The following is a 19,295-nucleotide window of genomic DNA, read 5'->3' on the forward strand; positions in this document are numbered from 1 at the left end:
GCAAATGGAATACGGATTTACTACGGCAGCCTATGTGGTTGCGGCTGTCCTCTTCATCCTGTCGCTCGGCGGGCTTTCGGGCCAGGAAAGCGCAAAGCGCGCCGTATGGTACGGCATCGTCGGTATGGCGCTGGCGGTCTTCGCGACCCTGATCGGCCCCGGCGTTGGGCTTTGGTGGCTCTCGATCCCGCTTATCCTTGCGGGGGGTCTCATTGGCTATCAACTCGCCTCCAAGGTCGAGATGACGCAGATGCCCGAGCTTGTCGCGGGGATGCACGCGCTTGTCGGTCTGGCGGCGGTCTTCGTCGGCTTTAACGCGCATTTCGAGATCGGCAACGCAGCCGCAGCCCTTGTGGCGGGCGGTGACGCGGTGAAAGAGCTTGGCGCCTTTGGCAAGCTGATCGCGAAGAAAGAGCCGATCGAGATCAATATCCTTCTGGTCGAACTGTCGCTCGGCGTCTGGATCGGTGCCGTGACCTTTACCGGCTCGGTCATTGCCTATGGCAAGCTGTCGGGCAAGGTCACTTCGGCGGCGACGAAACTGCCGGGTGGTCATGCGCTCAACGCGGGCGCGGCGCTCCTGTCGCTGGTCTGTCTGATCTGGTACCTCAACACGAGCGCGATGCTGCCGCTTGCGATCCTCACCATCGCGGCGCTGTTCATTGGCTATCACCTCATCATGGGGATCGGTGGCGCGGACATGCCCGTGGTTGTCTCGATGCTCAACTCCTACTCGGGTTGGGCCGCGGCGGCGATTGGTTTCTCGCTTGGCAACGACCTCCTGATCGTGGTCGGCGCGCTTGTCGGTTCCTCGGGTGCGATCCTGTCTTACATCATGTGTAAGGCGATGAACCGCTCGTTCATCAGCGTGATCCTCGGTGGCTTTGGTGGCACGACGGGTCCGGCGATGGAAGTCGAGGGCGAGCAAGTCGCGATCGACGCCGAGGGCGTGGCCCAGGCGCTCGACGAGGCCGACTCGGTCATCATCATCCCGGGCTACGGTATGGCTGTGGCACAGGCACAGCAGAACGTGGCCGAGCTGACCAAGCGTCTGCGCGCCAAGGGTAAGACCGTGCGTTTTGCGATCCACCCGGTCGCAGGCCGTCTGCCGGGGCACATGAACGTGCTTCTGGCCGAAGCCAAGGTGCCCTATGACATCGTGATGGAGATGGACGAGATCAACGACGACTTCCCGGAAACGGACGTGGCCATCGTGATCGGCTCCAACGACATCGTGAACCCGGCCGCACAGGAAGACCCGAACTCGCCCATCGCGGGGATGCCGGTTCTTGAGTGCTGGAAGGCGAAGCAGGTCTTTGTCTCCAAGCGGGGCCAAGGCACCGGTTACTCGGGGATCGAGAATCCGCTGTTCTTCAAGGAGAACACGCGCATGTTCTATGGCGATGCGAAACAGTCGCTCGACACCCTTCTGACCATGGTCAACTGATCCCAGTCACGTGAGAGTTTGAAAGGCGCCCTTCGGGGCGCCTTTTTTTTAATGCACGCCTTGCCGTCACGTCGGTTTTGACAGGGCCGCGCGCGGCGTGGTCGGATCAGCGCAGGAGGAAAGCGCATGACCGATATGATGGAAATGGGAAAGGCGGTTCTGGCCGCACAACCTTTCAGTGCGTTGTTGGGCGCAGAGCTCACAGAGTTCGAGCCGGGGCGGGCGGAATTGCGCCTTGTGCTGAGCGAGGAGCACAAACAGCAGCACGGTTTCGCGCATGGCGGCGTGCTGAGCTACCTTGCGGACAATGCGATTACCTATGCGGGGGGATCGGTGCTTGGCAATGTGCTCACGCAGGAGATGAAGATCAATTACACCCGCCCGGCGATTGGCGAGGTGTTGATTGCGCGGGCCGAGGTCGTTTCCTACGGGAAACGCCAAGCGGTGTGTCGTTGTGATGTCTTTGCATTGCGAGAGGGGGAGGAGCTTCTCTGTGCAGCGGCGCAGGGCACGATCCTGACGGTGGAGACGCGGGGCTAGAGGGGTTTGTATACCATTGTATTCCGCTAACACATTGAAATAACTCACTTCTTTACTTTTGGGGAAAAAGGCGTAGGTTGGCCTGAAGTTCAGGAGCCGCGCCATGCCGCCAATCGAAGACCATCCGCTGCGCTATAAGCTCACCAATGAGCTTCATGCCCGTCCGTTTCCCTCGCTTGAAGTGCCTTGCACCGCGGTGTTTCTTGCCATCAAGCAGCCGCATGATGCCGTGGCGCGGGACCGGTCGCAGGATTTGGCGCATCTGTGCAAGCTGCTCGACCGGCACGGGGGGACGCATCCGCAACCTGGGGCAACGCATTACTCGGGCAAAATCGGGCGGCATCTTCTCAAATGGGAACAGCATACCGAGTTCGTCACCTATACGGTGTTCACCCATGGGCTTGGGGCACGGGCGTTTGATCCGGCGGAGTTCGAAGTCTTTCCTGAAGACTGGCTTGCCGAAGTGCCGGGCGTGCGGATCACCTCGGCGCTTATCCGGATTGGTGAGACACCGGCCAAGGAGGTTTTGCGCGAGAACCTCAGGGACTGGTTCGTGCCGGAGAGCCTTGCGGCCTCGGCGGTCCTTGATGGGGCGGCGGTCATTGCGACTGATTTCCGCATCAACCCGGCAGGGCATATGCGTATGGCATGTTTCGTGCAGCCGGGCACAGGGGCGCGGCGCGTCGGACGGATCGTGCAGCGGCTTTGTGAGATCGAAACCTACAAGAGCATGTCGATGCTCGGCTTTAGCCGGGCGCGTGGCCTTTCTGCGAGCCTTGGAGCTCAGGACACCAGCCTGACGCAGCTCATGGGCAATATTCGCAAGGAAGATGAAGCGCCGGAAAGAACTTTGGACAGGCTTCTACAGGTCTCTGCAGAGCTTGAGAATATGATTGCGGAAAGCGCGTTCCGGTTTGGCGCGACGGGGGCGTATGAGGCGATTGTGCACCAACGGATTGAGGTATTGCGCGAGGAGCGCGTGGACGGGCGGCAGACCTTCCGCGAGTTCATGATGCGGCGCTATGATCCGGCAATGCGCACCGTGACCTCGACGCAAAAACGGTTGCACGAGTTGTCGGAACGCGCGGCGCGGGCAGGCGATCTGCTCCGGACCAAGGTCGATGTGGCGCGCTCGGCGCAGAACCAGGCGCTTCTTGAGAGCATGGATCGGCGGGCCGATCTTGCGCTTCGCTTGCAAGAGACAGTCGAGGGGCTTTCGGTCGTGGCGATCAGCTATTACGCGCTCTCGCTGGCGGCCTATCTGGCCTATCCGGTGGCAGGGTGGATCGGGATCAGCAAGGGAGAGCTAACGGCGATCCTTGTGCTTCCGGTGGTGCTTGCCGTGTGGGCGATGGTGCGCCGGATCAAGAAGAAGATGCATTGAGGCGCTGAAACGAAATGCGCCGGACCGTGGGGACGATCCGGCGCGTGCGCGACGTCTATGGCGGCAAACGCCGCGCGGTGGGATTATTCCGCCGGGACGGCTGCGCCACGCGGGGCGGCGTTGAGCAGGCGCTGGGTTGCCAGCGTGCCGACGACGATCGACGCAATGGCGGCAAGCGCGGAGAGCGAGAGTGTCGGGATACCCGAGAGACCCGCGCCGACGGTGCAGCCACCGGCCAGCACACCCCCGAAGCCCATCAGCACGGCACCGAAGAGGTAGCGGCCGGTCTCGGCAGGGGCGGTGAAGCTCTGCCAGCGGAAGGAGCCGAAGGCGAGGGAGGCGATGAGCGACCCTACGACCACACCACCGATGAGGCCGATACCGAAGTTGGCGGAGACGGCGGTCGAGGCCGCGGTGAAGAAGAGCGTGTCTGCGGCAGGCGCAGTGAACGACAGGCCCTGTAGCGCGATCGGGTCGAAATCATCATAGAGCACATAGCCGGTGCCAACCCATGCGAGCGGCACGAGCGCGCCGATGAGGGCGCCGCCGAGCAATGCGCGGGGGCGGTTGCCCGAACGCAGGATCACGGCGATGGCGGCCACGGCGATGAGCGCGGTCCACAGCAGCGGGGTGCCCGGCAGGGTCGCGGACTCGAGTGGCAACGTGACCGAGCCGAGGCCGGTGCGCAGCGACGAGAGCACGCCTTTGAGGGTGGCATGTGCGGTCAGCGCGAAAACGAGGATCACGGTCAGAGCGCGCAGGTTGCCCGTCCCGGTCAGGACGGTCAGACGCGAGGCACAGCCACGCGCGAGCACCATGCCGGCCCCGAACAGCAACCCGCCCACCACGATGGCGAGGAGCGGCAGATCGGCGGCAAAGAAGCGGTGTTCGCCAAAGTCAATCAGCCCGGCTTGGGCAATGGCTTGGGTGCCAAGAAGGGCGACGACGAGCGCCGAGAGCCAGACACCAGCAGCAGCGCGACGATCTTCACCAATCAGCGAGCGACGCAGGCAGAAGCCCGTGCGTTCAGCGAGCACGCCATAGACAAGGCCGATCAGGAGGGCAAAGCCAACAGCGACCTGCGGGGCGGTGTAATTTTCAAAGCCAAGGGATTCAAACATGGGTCTTCCTCGCGCGGGATTAGAACATCGTTCCAGATGGCGCAGGGGAGGCGCAGAATCAAGTGAGGTTTCCTTGAGGAATGCGGTGCTTTGCGGGACATTTTCCCTGCTGTTCTGTTCGGGCAGAACGCTTGTCCCGATTTGAGTTGATGCGGGAAACGGGCGGTGTGGAGACCAATGATGGCGGTGAGGGATGTTCTTATTTTCGCACAGGCGCGAGGTGCCAAGGGCCTTTGAGCAGGCCCTTGGCGGGTGTGTTTCAGCGTCCGCGGATGCGCGGGTCGAGCGCGTCGCGCAGACCGTCACCGAGGTAGTTCACCGAGAGCACAGTGAGCGAGATCGCGAGACCGGGCAACATGACGCGCTCGGGGAATTGATCCATGCGTGGCACGGCGTCTGCAAGCATCTTGCCCCATGTCGGGAAGTCCGGCGGGAAGCCGACCCCGAGGAAGGACAGGGCGCTTTCGGTGATGATCGCCGTGGCAAGGCCAAGTGTGGCCGAGACCATGATCGGCGAGATCACGTTCGGGAGCAGATGCCGACGGATGATCGCACCGGGCGTGGTGCCGATGGAGCGGGCGGCGAGGATGAACTCTCGTTCCTTGAGGGCGAGCACCTCGGAGCGCACGATGCGCGCGGTCTGCATCCAAGAGGTCACGCCGACCACGCCGACGATCAGGAGGAACATACCGGTCTCCGGGCCGAGCTGAGCCCTGAGTGCATCGCGAAACAGGGTCACGGCGACAAGCAGCAGGGGCAGGATCGGAAGCGACAGGACGAGATCCGTGAAGCGCATCAGTGGGCCATCGAGCTTGCGGAAGAAGCCCGCGAGCACGCCGATGGTTGTTCCGATGGACAGCGCCAGAAGCATCGCCACCCAGCCGACAGCCATGGAGGTGCGTCCGCCGACGATCATGTTGGCGAGTGCATCGCGCCCAAGGTTGTCGGTGCCGAGCGGGTGGCCCCATTGGACCTTGGCACCACTATCCCAGAGGATCGTGTAGATCGGTCGGATGTCCTTGTTGCGGATGTCGAGCTTTTGCGGATCGAGGGTCCAGATATATTCGCCAAACAGCACACCAAGGGTAATCAGGAGGAGGAATGACCCGCCCATGAGGGCGCCCTTATGCTTTTTGAACTGGTCCCAGACGTCCTTCCATTGCGAATGGGGCGGCTCGGAGGGTTCGAGATCCTGAAGCGGCTCGATTTTCTTTTCAAGCGTCTCAGTCATAACGAATCCTCGGGTCGAGCACGCCGTAGAGCACATCGGCGATGAGGTTGAAGAGGACGATGAGCACCGCAATCATGAAGGCGAGTGTCTGCACCGATGGCAGGTCATTGGCAAAGAGCGCGTTGAGGAGCTGATCGCCGATGCCGTTCACCTTGAACACCACCTCGGTAATGATCGCGCCACCAAAGATGCCGGGGATGCCAAGCGCAATCGCGGTGATCACCGGAATCATGGAGTTGCGCAGCACGTGGACAAGCACAACGATCTTTTCCGGTAGGCCCTTGGCGCGCGCGGTACGCACGTAGTCCTGATTGAGGTTGTCGAGCATGGAGGCGCGCATGAAGCGGCTGATCTGCGCCGTGGTTTGCAGGGCGAGCACCATGACCGGCATGATCATCTGGCGCAGCTGGACCATGAAGCTATCCCAGTCGTTGACCACGTGGGTGGTGTCATAGACCGATGGGAACCAGCCGAGTTGCACCGCGAAGATCATCACCAGAAGTGGGCCGGTGAAGAAGGGCGGGATCGAGAAGCCGATCATTGTCACGAATGTCCCGGCCTGATCGAACATCGAATACTGGCGGTAGGCCGAGTAGATGCCGATCGGCAGCGCGATCAGGATACCGACGATATAGGACATGCCGACAACCCAGAGGGTCTGGGGCAGGCGCTGCACGACCATATCCATGACCGGCGAGCGGGTCTGCCAGGACAGGATGCGTTGTTTGCCTTCGGCGAAAGAGGTGTCGAAGATCGAGTCGATGAGAACTTGGGGTTCAATCCAGAAGAATTGCACCAGCCATTTCCAGTAGCGGATATGGAGGGGCTCCCCGAGACCAAGCGCCTCGCGCATCTTCATCTTGACGTCAGGGGGGACGGTGAGGGGGACCTGCGCCATAGGGTCGCCGGGGGCGAGTTCGAGCAGCAGGAAGATCACAAGGCTGATGAACAGCAGTGTCGGCACTGCGAGGATCAGCCTGCGGATCGTGAATGTCAGCATGGGCGTCGCCTTTATGAGGGCTTATTATTGGTGCAACCCGCCCCAGTGCGATAACCGGGGCCTTCCACCGTGACGGGCGGGAGGCCCCGGGTCAAGCCTCGGGACGGGTTGATGGTGCAGCGGTTACTTGATGCGATACCAGTCAGCTGCGTTCCAAAGCTCGGAGTCCCAAGTGTTCAGAACCACACCGCCAAGGGTATTGGAGTGGGCCGACACGCGACCACGGTCCACCAGCGGAACGATGGTGTAGGTTTCCTTGGTCAGGATCTCGTTCATCTTCTTGGCAAGCTCATAGCGCTTTTCAAGTTCCGAGGTTTTGGACAGTTCGGCGACGAGTTTGTCATACTCGGGGTCACAGAAGCGGTTGATGTTCTCACCCTGCCACTGCGATTCCGGCTTCGGCTCGTTGCCACAGCGATACATCGCAAGGTAGGCCTGCGGATCGGTGCCGTCGAAGTTGTTGGCATACATTTCCACGTCTGCGTAGAACTTCTGGAACGTGTCCGGCGAGCCGGGGTCGCCACCGAAGAACACCGAAGCGTTCAGGTTGCGCAGTTCGGTTTCAACACCGATTTCCGACCACCACTGTTTGATGAGGGCCTGGAAGTCCTGACGCACGGCGTTGGTCGAGGTCTGGTAGAGGATCGAGAGTTCAACGCCGTCCTTGTCGCGGATGCCGTTGCCATCGCTATCCACCCAACCGGCTTCGTCGAGAAGCGCTTTGGCGCCTTCGATGTCCTGCGTGAAGCACTCGGTGTTGTCGGAGGCATAGACTGCCGGACCCGGCACGAGGTTACAGGTCGGGCGACCTGCCTGGCCGTAGCCGATCTCGACGAGGAGTTCACGGTCGATCGCCATCGACAGAGCCTTACGCACGTTGAGGTCGGTCAGGAACGGGTGCGGAGCCTTGCGCGTTGCGCGCACGTCAGGCGCGAGATCCGGGCTCGGGTCAGTCATGTTCATTTCAAGACGTTCCACGAGCGAACCGAAGGCTGCCACGGTCTTGCCCTTGCCGCCTTCTGCCATCTTGGCGAGGACGTCGGGGGCGAGCTGGAGGTTCCAAGCGTAGTCAAATTCGCCGGTCTCGAGAACCGCGCGGCCTGCTGCAGTCGCGTCACCGCCGCCTTTGAAGGTCAGCGTGGCGAAGGCCGGTCTGGCCGGGTCGCGGTAGTTCGGGTTGGCCGACATGGAAATCACGTCGTTCGGCTTGAATTCATCCACCTTGAAGGGGCCGGTGCCGATCGGCATGAAGTTTGCCGAGGTACATTCCGGAGCCTTGGCGCCAAGGCAATCGGCAAACTGGGCCGCTTGGATGATCGGCGACTGGCCACCCATGAAGGCCGAATAGGGGTTCGGCTTGGGTTCAGAGAAGTTCACCTTGACGGTCAGGTCGTCAATCACCTCAACGGTGTCCACGCCTTCGAACTTGGCGAACTGCGCACAGCCACCTTCCGGGTGCATGCAGTATTCGGCAGTGAACTGCACGTCGCGCGCGGTCACGTCGGTGCCGTCAGACCACTTCAGCCCTTCTTTGAGCTTCCAAGTGATCGAGGTCAGGTCTTCGGACACGCCACCGTTGGCGACGGTCGGAATCTCTTCGGCGAGGTAAGGCACCAGAGCGCCGTCCGGGGCGAAGCGCGCAAGCGGTTCGATCACCAGCGACGACGATTCGATGTCCTTGGTCCCGCTCGACAGATACGGGTTCAGGATCGACGGCGCCTGCCAGTAGATGATGTTTACGTGGCCATCCGATCCGCGCTCGGCCATGGCCGCAGGGGCCATTGCAAAGGCGGCCGCAGCCCCAAGCATAAGGGTTTTAACCTTCATGTCTCACTCCTTGTTGGTGCGCAATTTGCGCTTCGATGCGACGGCATTGCCTGCCGTTCGCGGTTGAGTGTCTTGTTGAGAAAACGGCAATTGGCACACGCCCCACATGCGGCGCAGACCTGACATCCCCTCTCGACTGGTCCCACTATCAATCTAAGGATTTGCAAAATGCAAGTCTCTCCGACAAGTTTACCCAACGCCAGTGTCGTCGCCTCTTGCGGGTGTTTGACATGCGGGCAAAGCTGTCGTTAGCGTCAAGCTATTGACCAAATAGAAAAATCAGCAGGGAAGCCGCCAGATGTTGGACAACACGATCGCCTCGGTCGAAAATCTGCGAGTCGAGTTCGAAACCAAGAACGGTAAAGTTGTCGGGGTGGAGGATGTTTCCTTTGCCGTGAAGCCGGGGGAAACCGTTTGTATCGTTGGCGAATCCGGTTCTGGGAAATCGGTGTCGAGCCTGTCTCTGATGCGGCTGATCGAGTATGGCGGTGGCGAGATTTCGGGCGGGCGCCTGCTTTTTGATCGCAAGGAAGGCGGCGAGGTCGATCTTGCCAAAACCGACCAAGGTCTCATGCGAACGATTCGCGGAAATGAGATCGGGATGATCTTCCAAGAGCCGATGACGGCGCTCAATCCGGTGTTCACGGTGGGCAGACAGCTTACAGAAGGGCTTCGTCTGCACAAAAAACTGTCACGCGAGCAAGCCGAGGCTCGGGCACTCGAATTGTTGCAGCAGGTGCGGATCCCCGAGCCGGAGCGGCGCCTCAAGCAATATCCGCATGAACTCTCGGGCGGGATGCGGCAGCGCGTGGTGATCGCGATGGCCATGGCCTGTGAGCCGCGCCTGTTGATTGCAGATGAGCCGACGACGGCGCTCGACGTGACGATTCAGGCGGAAATTCTTGCGCTGATGGACCGCCTCAAGCGCGAGACGGGCACCGCGGTGATGTTCATCACCCATGATATGGCAGTGGTGGCGCAAATGGCGGACCGGGTTGTCGTGATGTTCCGCGGCAATAAGGTCGAGGAAGGTCCGGTCGAGGAGATCTTCGAGAACCCCAAGCATGACTACACCAAGGCGCTTTTGGCGGCGGTGCCGAAACTTGGCGAGATGACCGGCACCGACCTGCCGCGCCCGATGAAGCTCTTTGGGGTGGAGGGGCAGACGCTTGATCCGATTCCAGGTGAAGAGACCCCAATCCTTGAGGTGAGAAACCTTGTGACGCGCTTTCCGGTGCAGGGCGGCCTATTGCGCCGCACGGTGGCACGGGTCCATGCCGTCGAGGACGTGTCCTTTACGGTGAATAAGGGGCAGACCCTGTCGCTCGTGGGCGAGTCGGGCTGCGGCAAGTCGACAGTAGGGCGGTCCTTGATGCGGCTCGTGGAACCGGAATCGGGGCATGTCGAGTTTGACTGCTGCGATGTTCTTTCCTTGTCGCAGAAAGAAATGCACAAGGTGCGCCGCGATTTACAGATGATCTTTCAGGATCCGTTCGCCTCGCTCAATCCGCAGATGCAGCTCATGGAGCAGGTCGCGGAACCGATGCGCAACTACGGCACCCACAAGGGCAGCGAGATGCAGGATCGAGTCGCGCATTTGTTCGACCGGGTGGAATTGCCGCGCAGTTTCATGAAGAGATTCCCGCATGAGCTTTCGGGAGGGCAGCGGCAGCGGATCGCGATTGCCCGCGCGCTTGCTCTTAACCCCAAGTTGATCGTGGCGGATGAAGCGGTCTCGGCGCTTGATGTGTCTGTGCAGGCGCAGGTGTTGAACCTGATGATGGAATTGCAGGCGGAACTGGGCCTGAGCTACTTGTTCATCAGCCATGACATGGCGGTGGTCGAACGGGTGAGCCATTATGTCGGGGTGATGTATCTTGGCCGGATCGTGGAGATCGGACCGCGCCGGGCCGTGTTCGAAGACCCGCAACACCCGTACACGCGGGCGCTTATGAAGGCTGTGCCAGTGGCCGATCCGCGTCAGCGCAAGAGCGAGAGAGATCTCAATTTCAAGCCGATCCCGTCGCCCATCCATCCGGTTGGCTATGAGGCCGCGCCGAGCGAATACCGAGAGGTTTCGCCGGGACACAAGATCCTGACGACGGATAGCGGATACTGAACCTCATGACGATTTTACAAGGGATGCGGGTTGTGCCGCAGCGGAGCGCGTTGGCCTCGTCGGGCGAACGCGATAGGAGCGCGGCAACACGTATCGAAAGGCCGAACCGATGAGCGAGACACTTTCCGCACGCGAGATCATGGAGAAGCTTGTGAGCTTTCCCTCGGTCAGCGATGTCAGCAACCTGCCCCTGATCGAGTGGGTTGATGACTATCTCAGTGGGCATGGCATCACCGTGCATCGCCACTACAACGAGACCAACGAGAAAGCCGCGGTCTTTGCCCATGTCGGGCCAGAGATTGAGGGCGGGATCGTGTTGTCGGGACATACGGATGTCGTGCCGGTTGAGGGACAGCCATGGTCATCGGACCCGTTCGAAGTCGTCGAGCGCGATGGCAAGCTCTACGGGCGCGGTGTCTGCGACATGAAGAGTTTCGACGCGCTGGCGATCTGGGCCTTAGTGGAGGCTCATTCCGCAGAGGTGCAGCGTCCGCTGCAGATCGCGCTAAGCTATGACGAGGAAATCGGCTGCACCGGTGCGCCGCCGCTTATCGCGGCGATGGATGGCAAGGTGCCGAAAGCCAGTTCGGTGATCGTGGGCGAGCCGTCGATGATGCAGGCGGTGACGGGCCACAAGGGCGGCACGGGGTTCGAGGTGCATGTGCGCGGTTTCGAGGTGCATAGCTCGATCATGCACACCGGCGTCAACGCGATCATGTACGGGGCCAAGCTCATCGAGTGGGCCAACGAGATGAATGAGGAAAACCGCGCCAAGGTGCCGAGCGAGATCGATGCGATGTTCGAGCCCCCCTGGACGACGGTGCATGTTGGCAAGATCGAAGGCGGCACGGCGCATAATATCACGGCGCTCGACTGCCGGTTCGCGCTCACCTTCCGGGTCGTGCCGGGGGAAAGCGCCGAGGGGTGGGCCAACCGATTCCGCGAGAAGGTGGCCGAGGTCGAGGCCGAGATGCAGGCGGTGCGCCCGGAGGCGCATATCGTGCTTGAGGAAATGTTCGACGTGCCGGGCCTTGTACCTGAGAAAGACGGCGAGGCCGAACAGATTGTGCGCCGCCTCACCGGGGATAATGCGCCGCGTGTTGTCAGCTATGGCACCGAAGCCGGGCACTTCCAGAATGGCGGGTATTCCGGTGTGGTTTGTGGCCCCGGGAATATCGAACAGGCGCATCAGCCGGATGAGTTCCTGACCGTGGCACAGTTCGAAGCTGGCGAAGCCTTTATGCGACGATTGGTCGACATGCTGCGGGGCTGAGGCATATGGCGTTTGTGATCCATATGGGCCTTGCCGCCGAACATACCGGGCCGCTTCCGAAAGAGGCGGACGTGGTTATCATCGGCGGAGGGATCATCGGGATCACGGCGGCATATTATCTTGCCAAGAAGGGGCTTCGCCCGGTCGTCCTCGAGAAAGGGCGGATCGCGGGCGAACAATCCTCGCGCAACTGGGGCTGGATTCGGCAGCAGGGGCGCGACCTCGCGGAATTGCCGATCATGATGGAGGCGAACCGTCTCTGGAAAGACCTCGCGGCGGAGGTTGGCGAGGATCTTGGGCTTACAACCTGTGGGCTGACCTATCTGGCGAAAGATGAAGCTGATGAGGCGCGCTACGAGGCGTGGCTGAAAGGGGCGCGCGAGATCGGGGTCGATAGCCGGATGCTCTCCGGGGCCGACGTCGGCGAGATGTTTCCCGGCATAGCAAAGACGTTCCGGGGTGCGCTTCATACGGCATCGGACATGAGGGCCGAACCGTTCATCGCGGTGCCGGCACTGGCGCGGGCGGCGGTGCGCGAGGGCGCGGTGATCCTCGAGGGCTGCGCGGCGCGGGTCTTGGATCGCGAGGGCGGCAAGGTCGCGGGCGTCGTCACCGAGAAAGGCCGTATTCGCGCGCCGGAGGTGATTGTCGCGGGCGGCGCGTGGTCGTCGCTTTTCCTGCGCAATGAGGGGATCAAGATCCCGCAGCTTTCGGTGCGCGCAACCGTGGCGGCGACAAATGCCCTTCCGGATGTGCATCAGGGCGGCGCGAATGGCGACGGTCTTGCGTTTCGGCGGCGGCAGGACGGGGGCTATACGCTCGCCTCGGCGGGGTATCATGAACTTTATATCGGGCCGGATGCGTTTCGCCATTTCCCGGCCTATATCCCAGAGCTGATCCGCGATCCGTTCGGACGGACCTACAGGCCGCGCGCGCCTAAGGGCTACCCGGACGGTTGGGGGACGAAACGGCGGTTCGGCGCGGATGCGCCAACGCCGTTTGAGGCGATGCGGATATTGGACCCATTGCCGAACACGGCGATTGTCGAGAAGATCCGAGCGGATTTCGAGGCGCTTTTCCCGGCGCTCGGCAAGGTCGAGATCAGGACGAGCTGGGCCGGGATGATCGACTCGCTTCCCGATATTGTGCCGGTGGTGGATCGCGCGCCGCTCGAAGGGCTTTCGATCTGCACGGGGATGTGTGGGCATGGGTTTGGGATTGGTCCGGCGTTTGGGCGGATTATGGCGGATTTGGTGTCGGGCGGTGAGCTTGGCCACGCTCTGAACCGCTTCCGGGTCACACGGTTTTCAGACGGGTCGAAGCTTGAGCTTGGGCCGGATATCTGACGAGTTTTGCGAGACAGAGGGGTGGCGTCATGCCGATACGCAATCGTATTGCAGAAATGCAGGAAAATATCACGGAGTGGCGGCGCCACCTGCACCAGCATCCAGAGCTTCTCTATGATGTGCACAAGACGGCGGGCTTTGTTGTCGAGCGCCTTGAAGGCTTTGGCGTGGACGAAATCACGCCGGGGATCGGGCAGACCGGGGTTGTTGCCGTCATCAAGGGCAAGAGCGACACAAAAGGCCGCGTGATCGGGTTGCGCGCGGATATGGACGCGCTGCCGATCGAGGAGGCTTCGGGTGTGGACTATGCCAGCACGGTGCCGGGTAAGATGCACGCCTGTGGCCATGATGGGCATACGGCGATCCTTCTCGGGACGGCACAATACCTTTCGGAGACGCGCAATTTCGACGGCACGGTGGTGTTGATCTTCCAGCCCGCCGAAGAGGGCGGCGCGGGTGGCAAGGCGATGTGTGACGATGGGCTTATGGAGCGTTGGGGGATTCAGGAGGTCTATGGGCTGCACAATATGCCGGGCCTGCCTGTCGGATCTTTTGCGACGCGGCCCGGTCCGCTTCTTGCCTCGGCGGACGAGTTCGAGATCGTGGTGACAGGCAAGGGCGGCCATGCGGCGGCCCCGCATGAGGCAGTCGACACGACCTTGGTCGCGGCACAGATCGTTGTGGCGCTTCAATCCATCGTGTCGCGCAGCGTCAACCCGATCCATCGTGTGGTGCTCACCGTGGGCACATTCGAGAGCGACAGCAACGCCTCTAACGTCATTGCGCACCGGGTGCGGATGAAGGGGACAGTGCGCACGCTTGACCCTGAGGGGCGGGGGCTTGCCGAGATGCGTATCCGGCAAATCGCAGAGCACACGGCACAGGCCTATGGCGCAGAGGCCGAGGTCACGTGGGATGAGGGCTATCCGGTCACCATCAACACCGAGGCGGAAACCGCCTATGCGGTTGATGCGGCGCGGGCGGTCTCGGACAATGTGGACGAGGTGACGGACCCGATCATGCCGGCGGAAGATTTCTCTTTCATGCTGCAGGAGCGGCCCGGAGCCTATATCTTTCTGGGCAATGGGGATGGGCCGATGTGCCACCACCCGGCCTATATCTTCGAAGATGACGCGATCCCGTTTGGGTGTAGCTGGTTCGCGGAACTGGTCGAGCGGCGGATGCCGCTGACCAACAACTAGAGACAACGTGCAAGAACAGGAGCGAGAGACATGCCCGTTAAGAACAGATTTGCAGAATTGCAGGACGAGATCACCGCATGGCGGCGCGATCTTCATGAGAACCCGGAGATCCTCTTTGAGACCCACCGCACCAGCGCGATCGTGGCGGAAAAGCTCGAAGCATTCGGCTGTGATGAGGTCGTGACCGGGATTGGCCGCACCGGTGTCGTAGGTGTCATCAAGGGCAAGACGACAGGATCAGGCAAGGTCATTGGCTTGCGCGCGGATATGGACGCGTTGCCGATCCATGAACAGACCGGGCTCGACTATGCTTCCAAGACCGATGGCGCGATGCACGCCTGCGGCCATGACGGCCATACGGCGATGCTTTTGGGCGCGGCGAAATACCTGTCCGAGACGCGCAATTTCGACGGCACCGTGGTTGTCATTTTCCAGCCCGCCGAAGAAGGCGGCGGCGGCGGCAAGGAAATGTGCGACGATGGTATGATGGAGCGCTGGGGCATTCAGGAAGTCTATGGGATGCACAATTGGCCGGGCAAACCGGTTGGCTCCTTCGCGATCCGCTCGGGGCCGTTCTTTGCCGCAACGGACCAGTTCGACATTCATTTCGAGGGCAAGGGGGGGCACGCTGCGAAACCGCATGAGACCATCGACACCACGGTGATGGGGGCGCAGGCGGTGACCGCGCTTCAGACCATCGCCAGCCGCAATGCCGATCCGATCGATCAGGTGGTTGTCTCGGTGACTTCGTTCGAGACCTCCTCGAAGGCGTTCAACGTTATTCCGCAGAAAGTCCATCTCAAGGGCACGGTGCGCACGCTCAGCCCTGAGATGCGCGATTTGGCGGAAGGACGGATCAAGGGGATTTGCGACGGTATCGCAGCGACTTTTGGCGGCACGGTCGAGGTCATCTATCACCGCGGCTACCCGGTCATGGTCAACTCGGACGAGCAGACCGATTTTGCCGTGGACGTGGCGAAGGCTGTGAGCGGCGATTGCGAAGAGGCGCCGCTTGTCATGGGCGGCGAGGATTTCGCCTTCATGCTCGAAGAGCGGCCCGGTGCCTATATCCTTGTCGGCAATGGCGACACGGCGATGGTGCACCACCCGGAATACAACTTTAACGACGAGGCCATCCCGGCGGGTTGTAGCTGGTGGGCGGAGATCGTCGAACAGCGGATGCCCGCGGCGTGACGTGACGGGGCGGAGGGGCGTTGCCCCTCTTGGCCGCACACGGCCAATTCACCCCAGAGTATTTGTCACAGAGAAGAAGAAAGGGGCGCTCTTGGGCGCCCTTTTTCATGCCTCGATCAGGGCGCGCAGGCGGGCGGCGATGTCGTCCTGAAGGTTCTTGGCAGAGGTGACATAGGCGCGGGCGTTGTCCTGTAGCGGAGCGAGGCGCGGGGTCTGAAAGAGGCCCGCAACCGTGAGCCCGAGCGCTGTCGCGTCTTCGACTTCGAGGCAGGCGTCGCGGCGGGTCATTTCGCCATAGGCCAGCGCGAAATTGGCGTAGAGGGGGCCGTGCAGGATCGCGCAGCCGAAATGCGCGGGCTCGTAGGGGTTATGGCCACCGACAGGGGCGAAGGAGCCTGCGACGAAGACCACAGGCGCGAGGTGATACCAGAGACCGGTCTCTCCGAGCGTGTCGGCGAGGTAGATCTGGGTGTCTGGACCGGGGTCCTGACCCGCGCTGCGGCGGGCGATTTGCCAACCTTCCTCGGCCAGTTGGTGCGCGATGGCATTGGCGCGCTCGGGGTGGCGCGGCACGAGAATGAGGAGGCTTTCGCGGGAGGTGCCAGTGACGATGCGATGAGCGGCGGACACCTGTTCTTCTTCGCCCTCGTGGGTCGAGGCGGCGACCCAGAGCGGGCGGTCCCCGATCAATGCAGATAAGCGCGCGGCCTCGTCCGGGTCGATAGGCAAGGCGTCGGCATCGGCCTTGAGATCGCCGGTTGTCGAGGTCACCATGGCATCCGCGCCGAGCAGGGCCAAGGCCTGTTCCGTGCCCTTTACCTGGCACAGGATCAGGGAGAAACGGGCAAAGAGGCTTTCAGCCGTGGCAGAGAGTTTCTGCCAGCGTTTGAGGGAGCGCGCCGAGAGGCGGGCATTCAAGAGCACGAGCGGCAGGCCGCGACGGTGAGCGGCGACGATCTGGTTGGGCCAGATTTCGCTTTCGACAAAGGCGACAAGGTCGGGGCGCCAGTGATCGAGGAAACGCCGGGTCGCCTGCGGTGTGTCGAGCGGCGAGAACTGATGCAAGGCCCCGTCGGGCAAGCGTTCGGCCGCGAGGGTGGCGGAGGTGGCGGTGGTCGTGGTCACGAGGACGTGGACGCCATCGGCGACAAGCCGGTCGACAAGGCCGAGGATCGAGCGAAACTCGCCGACGCTGACCGCGTGTATCCAGACCAGACGTCCTTCTGGGCGTGCCACGCTAGTGCGTCCGGCGCGTTCGCTCAGGCGGTCGAGAGGGCCATTGGTTTCGACAAAGCGCTTGCGTGCTTCGCGCATCGCCAATGGTGCGCCAAGGGCTGTCAGCGCCTGATACAGGCGGTAGGTCAAGGTCAGCGCGGGCGCGGCCATCTCCGGATCAGCCGCCCGTATGGCTCATGTGGCGGGTCATCTGGCCGTCGGGGCGTTGGCGCGAATAATCGAAATCATGCCCTTTGGGCTTGAGTGCGATGGCGGCGCGGATGGCGTCCTTGAGGGCGGTGTCGTCACTGCTGCCGCGCAGGGCGGGACGCAGATCATACATGTCTTCCTGTCCAAGGCACATGAAGAGTTCCCCGGTGCACGTCAGGCGCACGCGGTTGCAACTTTCGCAAAAGTTATGCGTCAGCGGCGTGATGAAGCCGATCTTTTGGCCGGTTTCTTCAAGCCGGACATAGCGGGCCGGCCCCCCGGAGCGTTCGGAAAGATCGGTGACTGTGTAGCGTTCTGCGAGGCGGGCGCGCAGGTCTTTCAGCGACCAGTATTGATCCAGCCGGTCCTCGTTGCCGAGGTCACCCATCGGCATGACTTCGATCCAAGTGAGGTCCATGTCGCGGGAGGCGCACCATTCGGTGAGGTCAAAGAGCTCGGACTCGTTAAACCCCTTGAGAGCGACGGCATTGATCTTGACGCGCATGCCAACACGCTGGGCCGCGTCAATGCCGCGCAACACTTGCGGCAGACGGCCCCACCGGGTCACCTCGGCAAATTTGGCCTCATTGATCGTGTCGAGCGAGATATTGACCCGGCGCACACCTGCCGCCCAGAGATCATCGGCAAAGCGCTCGAGCTGCGACCCGTTGGTTGTCAGCGTCAATTCGCGCAGAGCGCCGCTTTCGAGGTGTCGGGACATGGAATCGAAGAAGGTCATGATCCCGCGCCGCACCAGCGGTTCTCCGCCGGTGATGCGCAGTTTCTCGACCCCGAGTTCGACGAAATTCGTGCAGACCCGGTCCAGTTCTTCCAGTGTAAGCAGCTCTTTCTTGGGCAGAAATGTCATGTTTTCCGCCATGCAATAGACACAGCGGAAGTCGCAACGGTCAGTCACGGACACGCGCAGGTAATTGACAGCGCGTTGGAAGGGGTCGATCAATGGGGCATCGGTCATATCTCTTAGGTAGTCTTAGAAACAAGAGGGGGCAAGGGCGGATGCTTGTGTTGCAAGGTCGGAAATGGGTCTTCGGGGCGGTCGCATTGGCGTTTCTGGCGGGGTGCGATGAGGTGCCGCGCGTGAAAATGCCGGACTGGGATCTTTTCAACCGATCAGAGCGGGCGCCAGACAACCCGACACCTGATGCACCCGAAGTCGAAGAGATAACTCCCGAGGTCGAAGAGACACCGCCACCGCTTCGTGGCGAGCTTGGCACCACGGTTGTATCGCTTGGTGCGGCGAGCGAACCGGGGATGTGGCTCAAGACGCCGCTCGTCACCCGAGAGGGCAAGGGGCGTGTGTATTATAACGGGCTATGGCTCGCGGTGACGTTGATCCCGATCGAAGGTGCATCCACGGCGGGATCGCGGATGTCGCTTGCAGCGATGCGTGCCTTGGAGATGCCGCTGACTGAGTTGAGCGAAGTGCGGGTGACCGCAAACTAAAGCCATACGAAATCCATCTAAGGCACTGCGTCTCGCGAAGGCGCTAGGCGAGGTATTTTGAGGCTTCCTTGACGGCAAAGGGCTTCATGCGGTTCTGATACGCGTCAAGGAATGCTCGGCTGCGCGCGGGATCGTGCTTGGAGAGATCGCGTAGCCACCAAGCGATGGCCTTTTGGATAAACCACTCAGGATCGTCTATGTAAGACGCCGCCCAGCCGAGGACGCGGTCGCGGATCACGAGGTCGGCGGGTTTGGGATTGTTCTGTTTCGTCCAGGGCAACGTGATGACCAAGGCGGCTCGACGTGTCCACATATCTGCGGAGTTGGTCCATGTTTCGACCGTGTCGAGGCGGGACGGATCGGCGAGCAGGCGTTTCTGCCCAGCCATGCAGACATGATCTGCGATGGCCCAGCTATCGAAGTCGGGCACCCATGAGACGATAAGGTCCCATGCGGCGGTGTCGGGGCGGATGCGCGCCTGTGTCAGGAGCTTGGCCGCCGCGATACGCGCCTCGAAGATATCGGTCTGCCAGAGCGCGTCCGCGAGGAGGACACGTTCCTCGACCGTTAGGCTTTGACGCCAGTCCTTGGTCAGGTCATTGAGCGCGGGGTTTGGGATGCCCAGAACCTCGCGCGTCTGTTTGTGATACTTCGCCTGTCCTTCGGCGCGGCCCGGTTCGATCCGGGCGCGCAGGGCGGCCAGTGCGTCATCTAGCGTCATG

The 19,295-nt window shown here is 61.7% G+C and carries 16 protein-coding genes; 9 read left to right on the plus strand and 7 right to left on the minus strand.

Annotated features, from left to right (window positions below):
- The first annotated feature begins 4 nt into the window (after positions 1–4).
- From MK745_RS05710 to MK745_RS05720, 3 genes are all read left to right on the plus strand, one after another.
- Positions 5–1,447 carry an NAD(P)(+) transhydrogenase (Re/Si-specific) subunit beta gene (locus tag MK745_RS05710; RefSeq protein ID WP_243612315.1) on the plus strand — a complete coding sequence of 481 codons (1,443 nt, stop codon included), beginning with the start codon at positions 5–7 and terminating at the stop codon, positions 1,445–1,447.
- 126 nt (positions 1,448–1,573) lie between these two features.
- Complete coding sequence (locus MK745_RS05715; RefSeq protein ID WP_243612316.1) at positions 1,574–1,987, plus strand: PaaI family thioesterase; 414 nt, start codon at positions 1,574–1,576, stop codon at positions 1,985–1,987.
- Between the two features lie 103 nt (positions 1,988–2,090).
- Positions 2,091–3,371 carry a DUF3422 family protein gene (locus tag MK745_RS05720; protein WP_243612317.1) on the plus strand — a complete coding sequence of 427 codons (1,281 nt, stop codon included), beginning with the start codon at positions 2,091–2,093 and terminating at the stop codon, positions 3,369–3,371.
- A gap of 83 nt (positions 3,372–3,454) precedes the next feature.
- On the opposite strand, the gene MK745_RS05725 is transcribed toward MK745_RS05720, so the two are convergent.
- From MK745_RS05725 to MK745_RS05740, 4 genes are all read right to left on the minus strand, one after another.
- The gene (locus MK745_RS05725) at positions 3,455–4,492 is read right to left on the minus strand and encodes a YeeE/YedE family protein (RefSeq protein ID WP_243612318.1); all 1,038 of its coding nucleotides are present in this window, start codon (positions 4,490–4,492) and stop codon (positions 3,455–3,457) included.
- A gap of 259 nt (positions 4,493–4,751) precedes the next feature.
- Complete coding sequence (locus MK745_RS05730) at positions 4,752–5,723, minus strand: ABC transporter permease (RefSeq protein ID WP_243612319.1); 972 nt, start codon at positions 5,721–5,723, stop codon at positions 4,752–4,754.
- On the minus strand, positions 5,716–6,723 hold the full coding sequence (locus tag MK745_RS05735) for an ABC transporter permease (protein ID WP_243612320.1): 1,008 nt from the start codon (positions 6,721–6,723) through the stop codon (positions 5,716–5,718). Before MK745_RS05735 ends, MK745_RS05730 begins: the two co-directional genes overlap by 8 nt.
- A gap of 123 nt (positions 6,724–6,846) precedes the next feature.
- The gene (locus tag MK745_RS05740; RefSeq protein WP_243612321.1) at positions 6,847–8,550 is read right to left on the minus strand and encodes a peptide ABC transporter substrate-binding protein; all 1,704 of its coding nucleotides are present in this window, start codon (positions 8,548–8,550) and stop codon (positions 6,847–6,849) included.
- Between the two features lie 298 nt (positions 8,551–8,848).
- Between MK745_RS05740 and MK745_RS05745 the strand changes: the two genes are divergently transcribed.
- From MK745_RS05745 to MK745_RS05765, 5 genes are all read left to right on the plus strand, one after another.
- On the plus strand, positions 8,849–10,669 hold the full coding sequence (locus tag MK745_RS05745; protein ID WP_243612322.1) for an ABC transporter ATP-binding protein: 1,821 nt from the start codon (positions 8,849–8,851) through the stop codon (positions 10,667–10,669).
- 109 nt (positions 10,670–10,778) lie between these two features.
- Complete coding sequence (gene argE, locus MK745_RS05750; RefSeq protein ID WP_243612323.1) at positions 10,779–11,942, plus strand: acetylornithine deacetylase; 1,164 nt, start codon at positions 10,779–10,781, stop codon at positions 11,940–11,942.
- A gap of 5 nt (positions 11,943–11,947) precedes the next feature.
- On the plus strand, positions 11,948–13,288 hold the full coding sequence (locus MK745_RS05755; RefSeq protein ID WP_243612324.1) for an NAD(P)/FAD-dependent oxidoreductase: 1,341 nt from the start codon (positions 11,948–11,950) through the stop codon (positions 13,286–13,288).
- A 29-nt stretch (positions 13,289–13,317) separates the two neighbouring features.
- On the plus strand, positions 13,318–14,490 hold the full coding sequence (locus tag MK745_RS05760) for a M20 aminoacylase family protein (protein ID WP_243612325.1): 1,173 nt from the start codon (positions 13,318–13,320) through the stop codon (positions 14,488–14,490).
- Between the two features lie 30 nt (positions 14,491–14,520).
- On the plus strand, positions 14,521–15,684 hold the full coding sequence (locus MK745_RS05765) for a M20 aminoacylase family protein (protein ID WP_243612326.1): 1,164 nt from the start codon (positions 14,521–14,523) through the stop codon (positions 15,682–15,684).
- A gap of 105 nt (positions 15,685–15,789) precedes the next feature.
- Here MK745_RS05765 and MK745_RS05770 read toward each other — a convergent pair whose 3' ends face one another.
- Positions 15,790–17,070, minus strand: coding sequence for a 3-deoxy-D-manno-octulosonic acid transferase (locus MK745_RS05770; protein WP_243612327.1), 1,281 nt, complete (start codon positions 17,068–17,070; stop codon positions 15,790–15,792).
- A 7-nt stretch (positions 17,071–17,077) separates the two neighbouring features.
- Positions 17,078–18,085 carry a GTP 3',8-cyclase MoaA gene (gene moaA / locus MK745_RS05775; RefSeq protein ID WP_243612328.1) on the minus strand — a complete coding sequence of 336 codons (1,008 nt, stop codon included), beginning with the start codon at positions 18,083–18,085 and terminating at the stop codon, positions 17,078–17,080.
- A 41-nt stretch (positions 18,086–18,126) separates the two neighbouring features.
- On the opposite strand from moaA, the gene MK745_RS05780 reads away from it, so the two are divergent.
- A complete protein-coding gene (locus MK745_RS05780) occupies positions 18,127–18,573 on the plus strand; it encodes a hypothetical protein (RefSeq protein ID WP_243612329.1) in 447 nt (148 codons plus the stop codon).
- 43 nt (positions 18,574–18,616) lie between these two features.
- Here the strand turns inward: MK745_RS05780 and MK745_RS05785 are convergent, their stop codons facing one another.
- Positions 18,617–19,294 carry a DNA alkylation repair protein gene (locus MK745_RS05785; RefSeq protein ID WP_243612330.1) on the minus strand — a complete coding sequence of 226 codons (678 nt, stop codon included), beginning with the start codon at positions 19,292–19,294 and terminating at the stop codon, positions 18,617–18,619.
- Between the last annotated feature and the right edge of the window lies 1 nt (position 19,295).

Origin of the sequence: Shimia aestuarii (genome assembly GCF_022814865.1) — a bacterium.
Taxonomy (GTDB): Bacteria; Pseudomonadota; Alphaproteobacteria; order Rhodobacterales; family Rhodobacteraceae; genus Shimia; species Shimia aestuarii_A.

What these genes read in the sequence shown, in the direction of transcription:
- MK745_RS05770 (WP_243612327.1), bottom strand. Translation starts at nt 17,070, where the DNA reads ATGGCCGCGCCCGCGCTGACCTTGACCTACCGCCTGTATCAGGCGCTG.
- MK745_RS05710 (WP_243612315.1), top strand. Translation starts at nt 5, where the DNA reads ATGGAATACGGATTTACTACGGCAGCCTATGTGGTTGCGGCTGTCCTC.
- MK745_RS05725 (WP_243612318.1), bottom strand. Translation starts at nt 4,492, where the DNA reads ATGTTTGAATCCCTTGGCTTTGAAAATTACACCGCCCCGCAGGTCGCT.
- MK745_RS05740 (WP_243612321.1), bottom strand. Translation starts at nt 8,550, where the DNA reads ATGAAGGTTAAAACCCTTATGCTTGGGGCTGCGGCCGCCTTTGCAATG.
- MK745_RS05755 (WP_243612324.1), top strand. Translation starts at nt 11,948, where the DNA reads ATGGCGTTTGTGATCCATATGGGCCTTGCCGCCGAACATACCGGGCCG.
- MK745_RS05765 (WP_243612326.1), top strand. Translation starts at nt 14,521, where the DNA reads ATGCCCGTTAAGAACAGATTTGCAGAATTGCAGGACGAGATCACCGCA.
- argE (WP_243612323.1), top strand. Translation starts at nt 10,779, where the DNA reads ATGAGCGAGACACTTTCCGCACGCGAGATCATGGAGAAGCTTGTGAGC.
- moaA (WP_243612328.1), bottom strand. Translation starts at nt 18,085, where the DNA reads ATGACCGATGCCCCATTGATCGACCCCTTCCAACGCGCTGTCAATTAC.
- MK745_RS05735 (WP_243612320.1), bottom strand. Translation starts at nt 6,723, where the DNA reads ATGCTGACATTCACGATCCGCAGGCTGATCCTCGCAGTGCCGACACTG.
- MK745_RS05780 (WP_243612329.1), top strand. Translation starts at nt 18,127, where the DNA reads ATGCTTGTGTTGCAAGGTCGGAAATGGGTCTTCGGGGCGGTCGCATTG.
- MK745_RS05720 (WP_243612317.1), top strand. Translation starts at nt 2,091, where the DNA reads ATGCCGCCAATCGAAGACCATCCGCTGCGCTATAAGCTCACCAATGAG.
- MK745_RS05760 (WP_243612325.1), top strand. Translation starts at nt 13,318, where the DNA reads ATGCCGATACGCAATCGTATTGCAGAAATGCAGGAAAATATCACGGAG.
- MK745_RS05715 (WP_243612316.1), top strand. Translation starts at nt 1,574, where the DNA reads ATGACCGATATGATGGAAATGGGAAAGGCGGTTCTGGCCGCACAACCT.
- MK745_RS05785 (WP_243612330.1), bottom strand. Translation starts at nt 19,294, where the DNA reads ATGACGCTAGATGACGCACTGGCCGCCCTGCGCGCCCGGATCGAACCG.
- MK745_RS05730 (WP_243612319.1), bottom strand. Translation starts at nt 5,723, where the DNA reads ATGACTGAGACGCTTGAAAAGAAAATCGAGCCGCTTCAGGATCTCGAA.
- MK745_RS05745 (WP_243612322.1), top strand. Translation starts at nt 8,849, where the DNA reads ATGTTGGACAACACGATCGCCTCGGTCGAAAATCTGCGAGTCGAGTTC.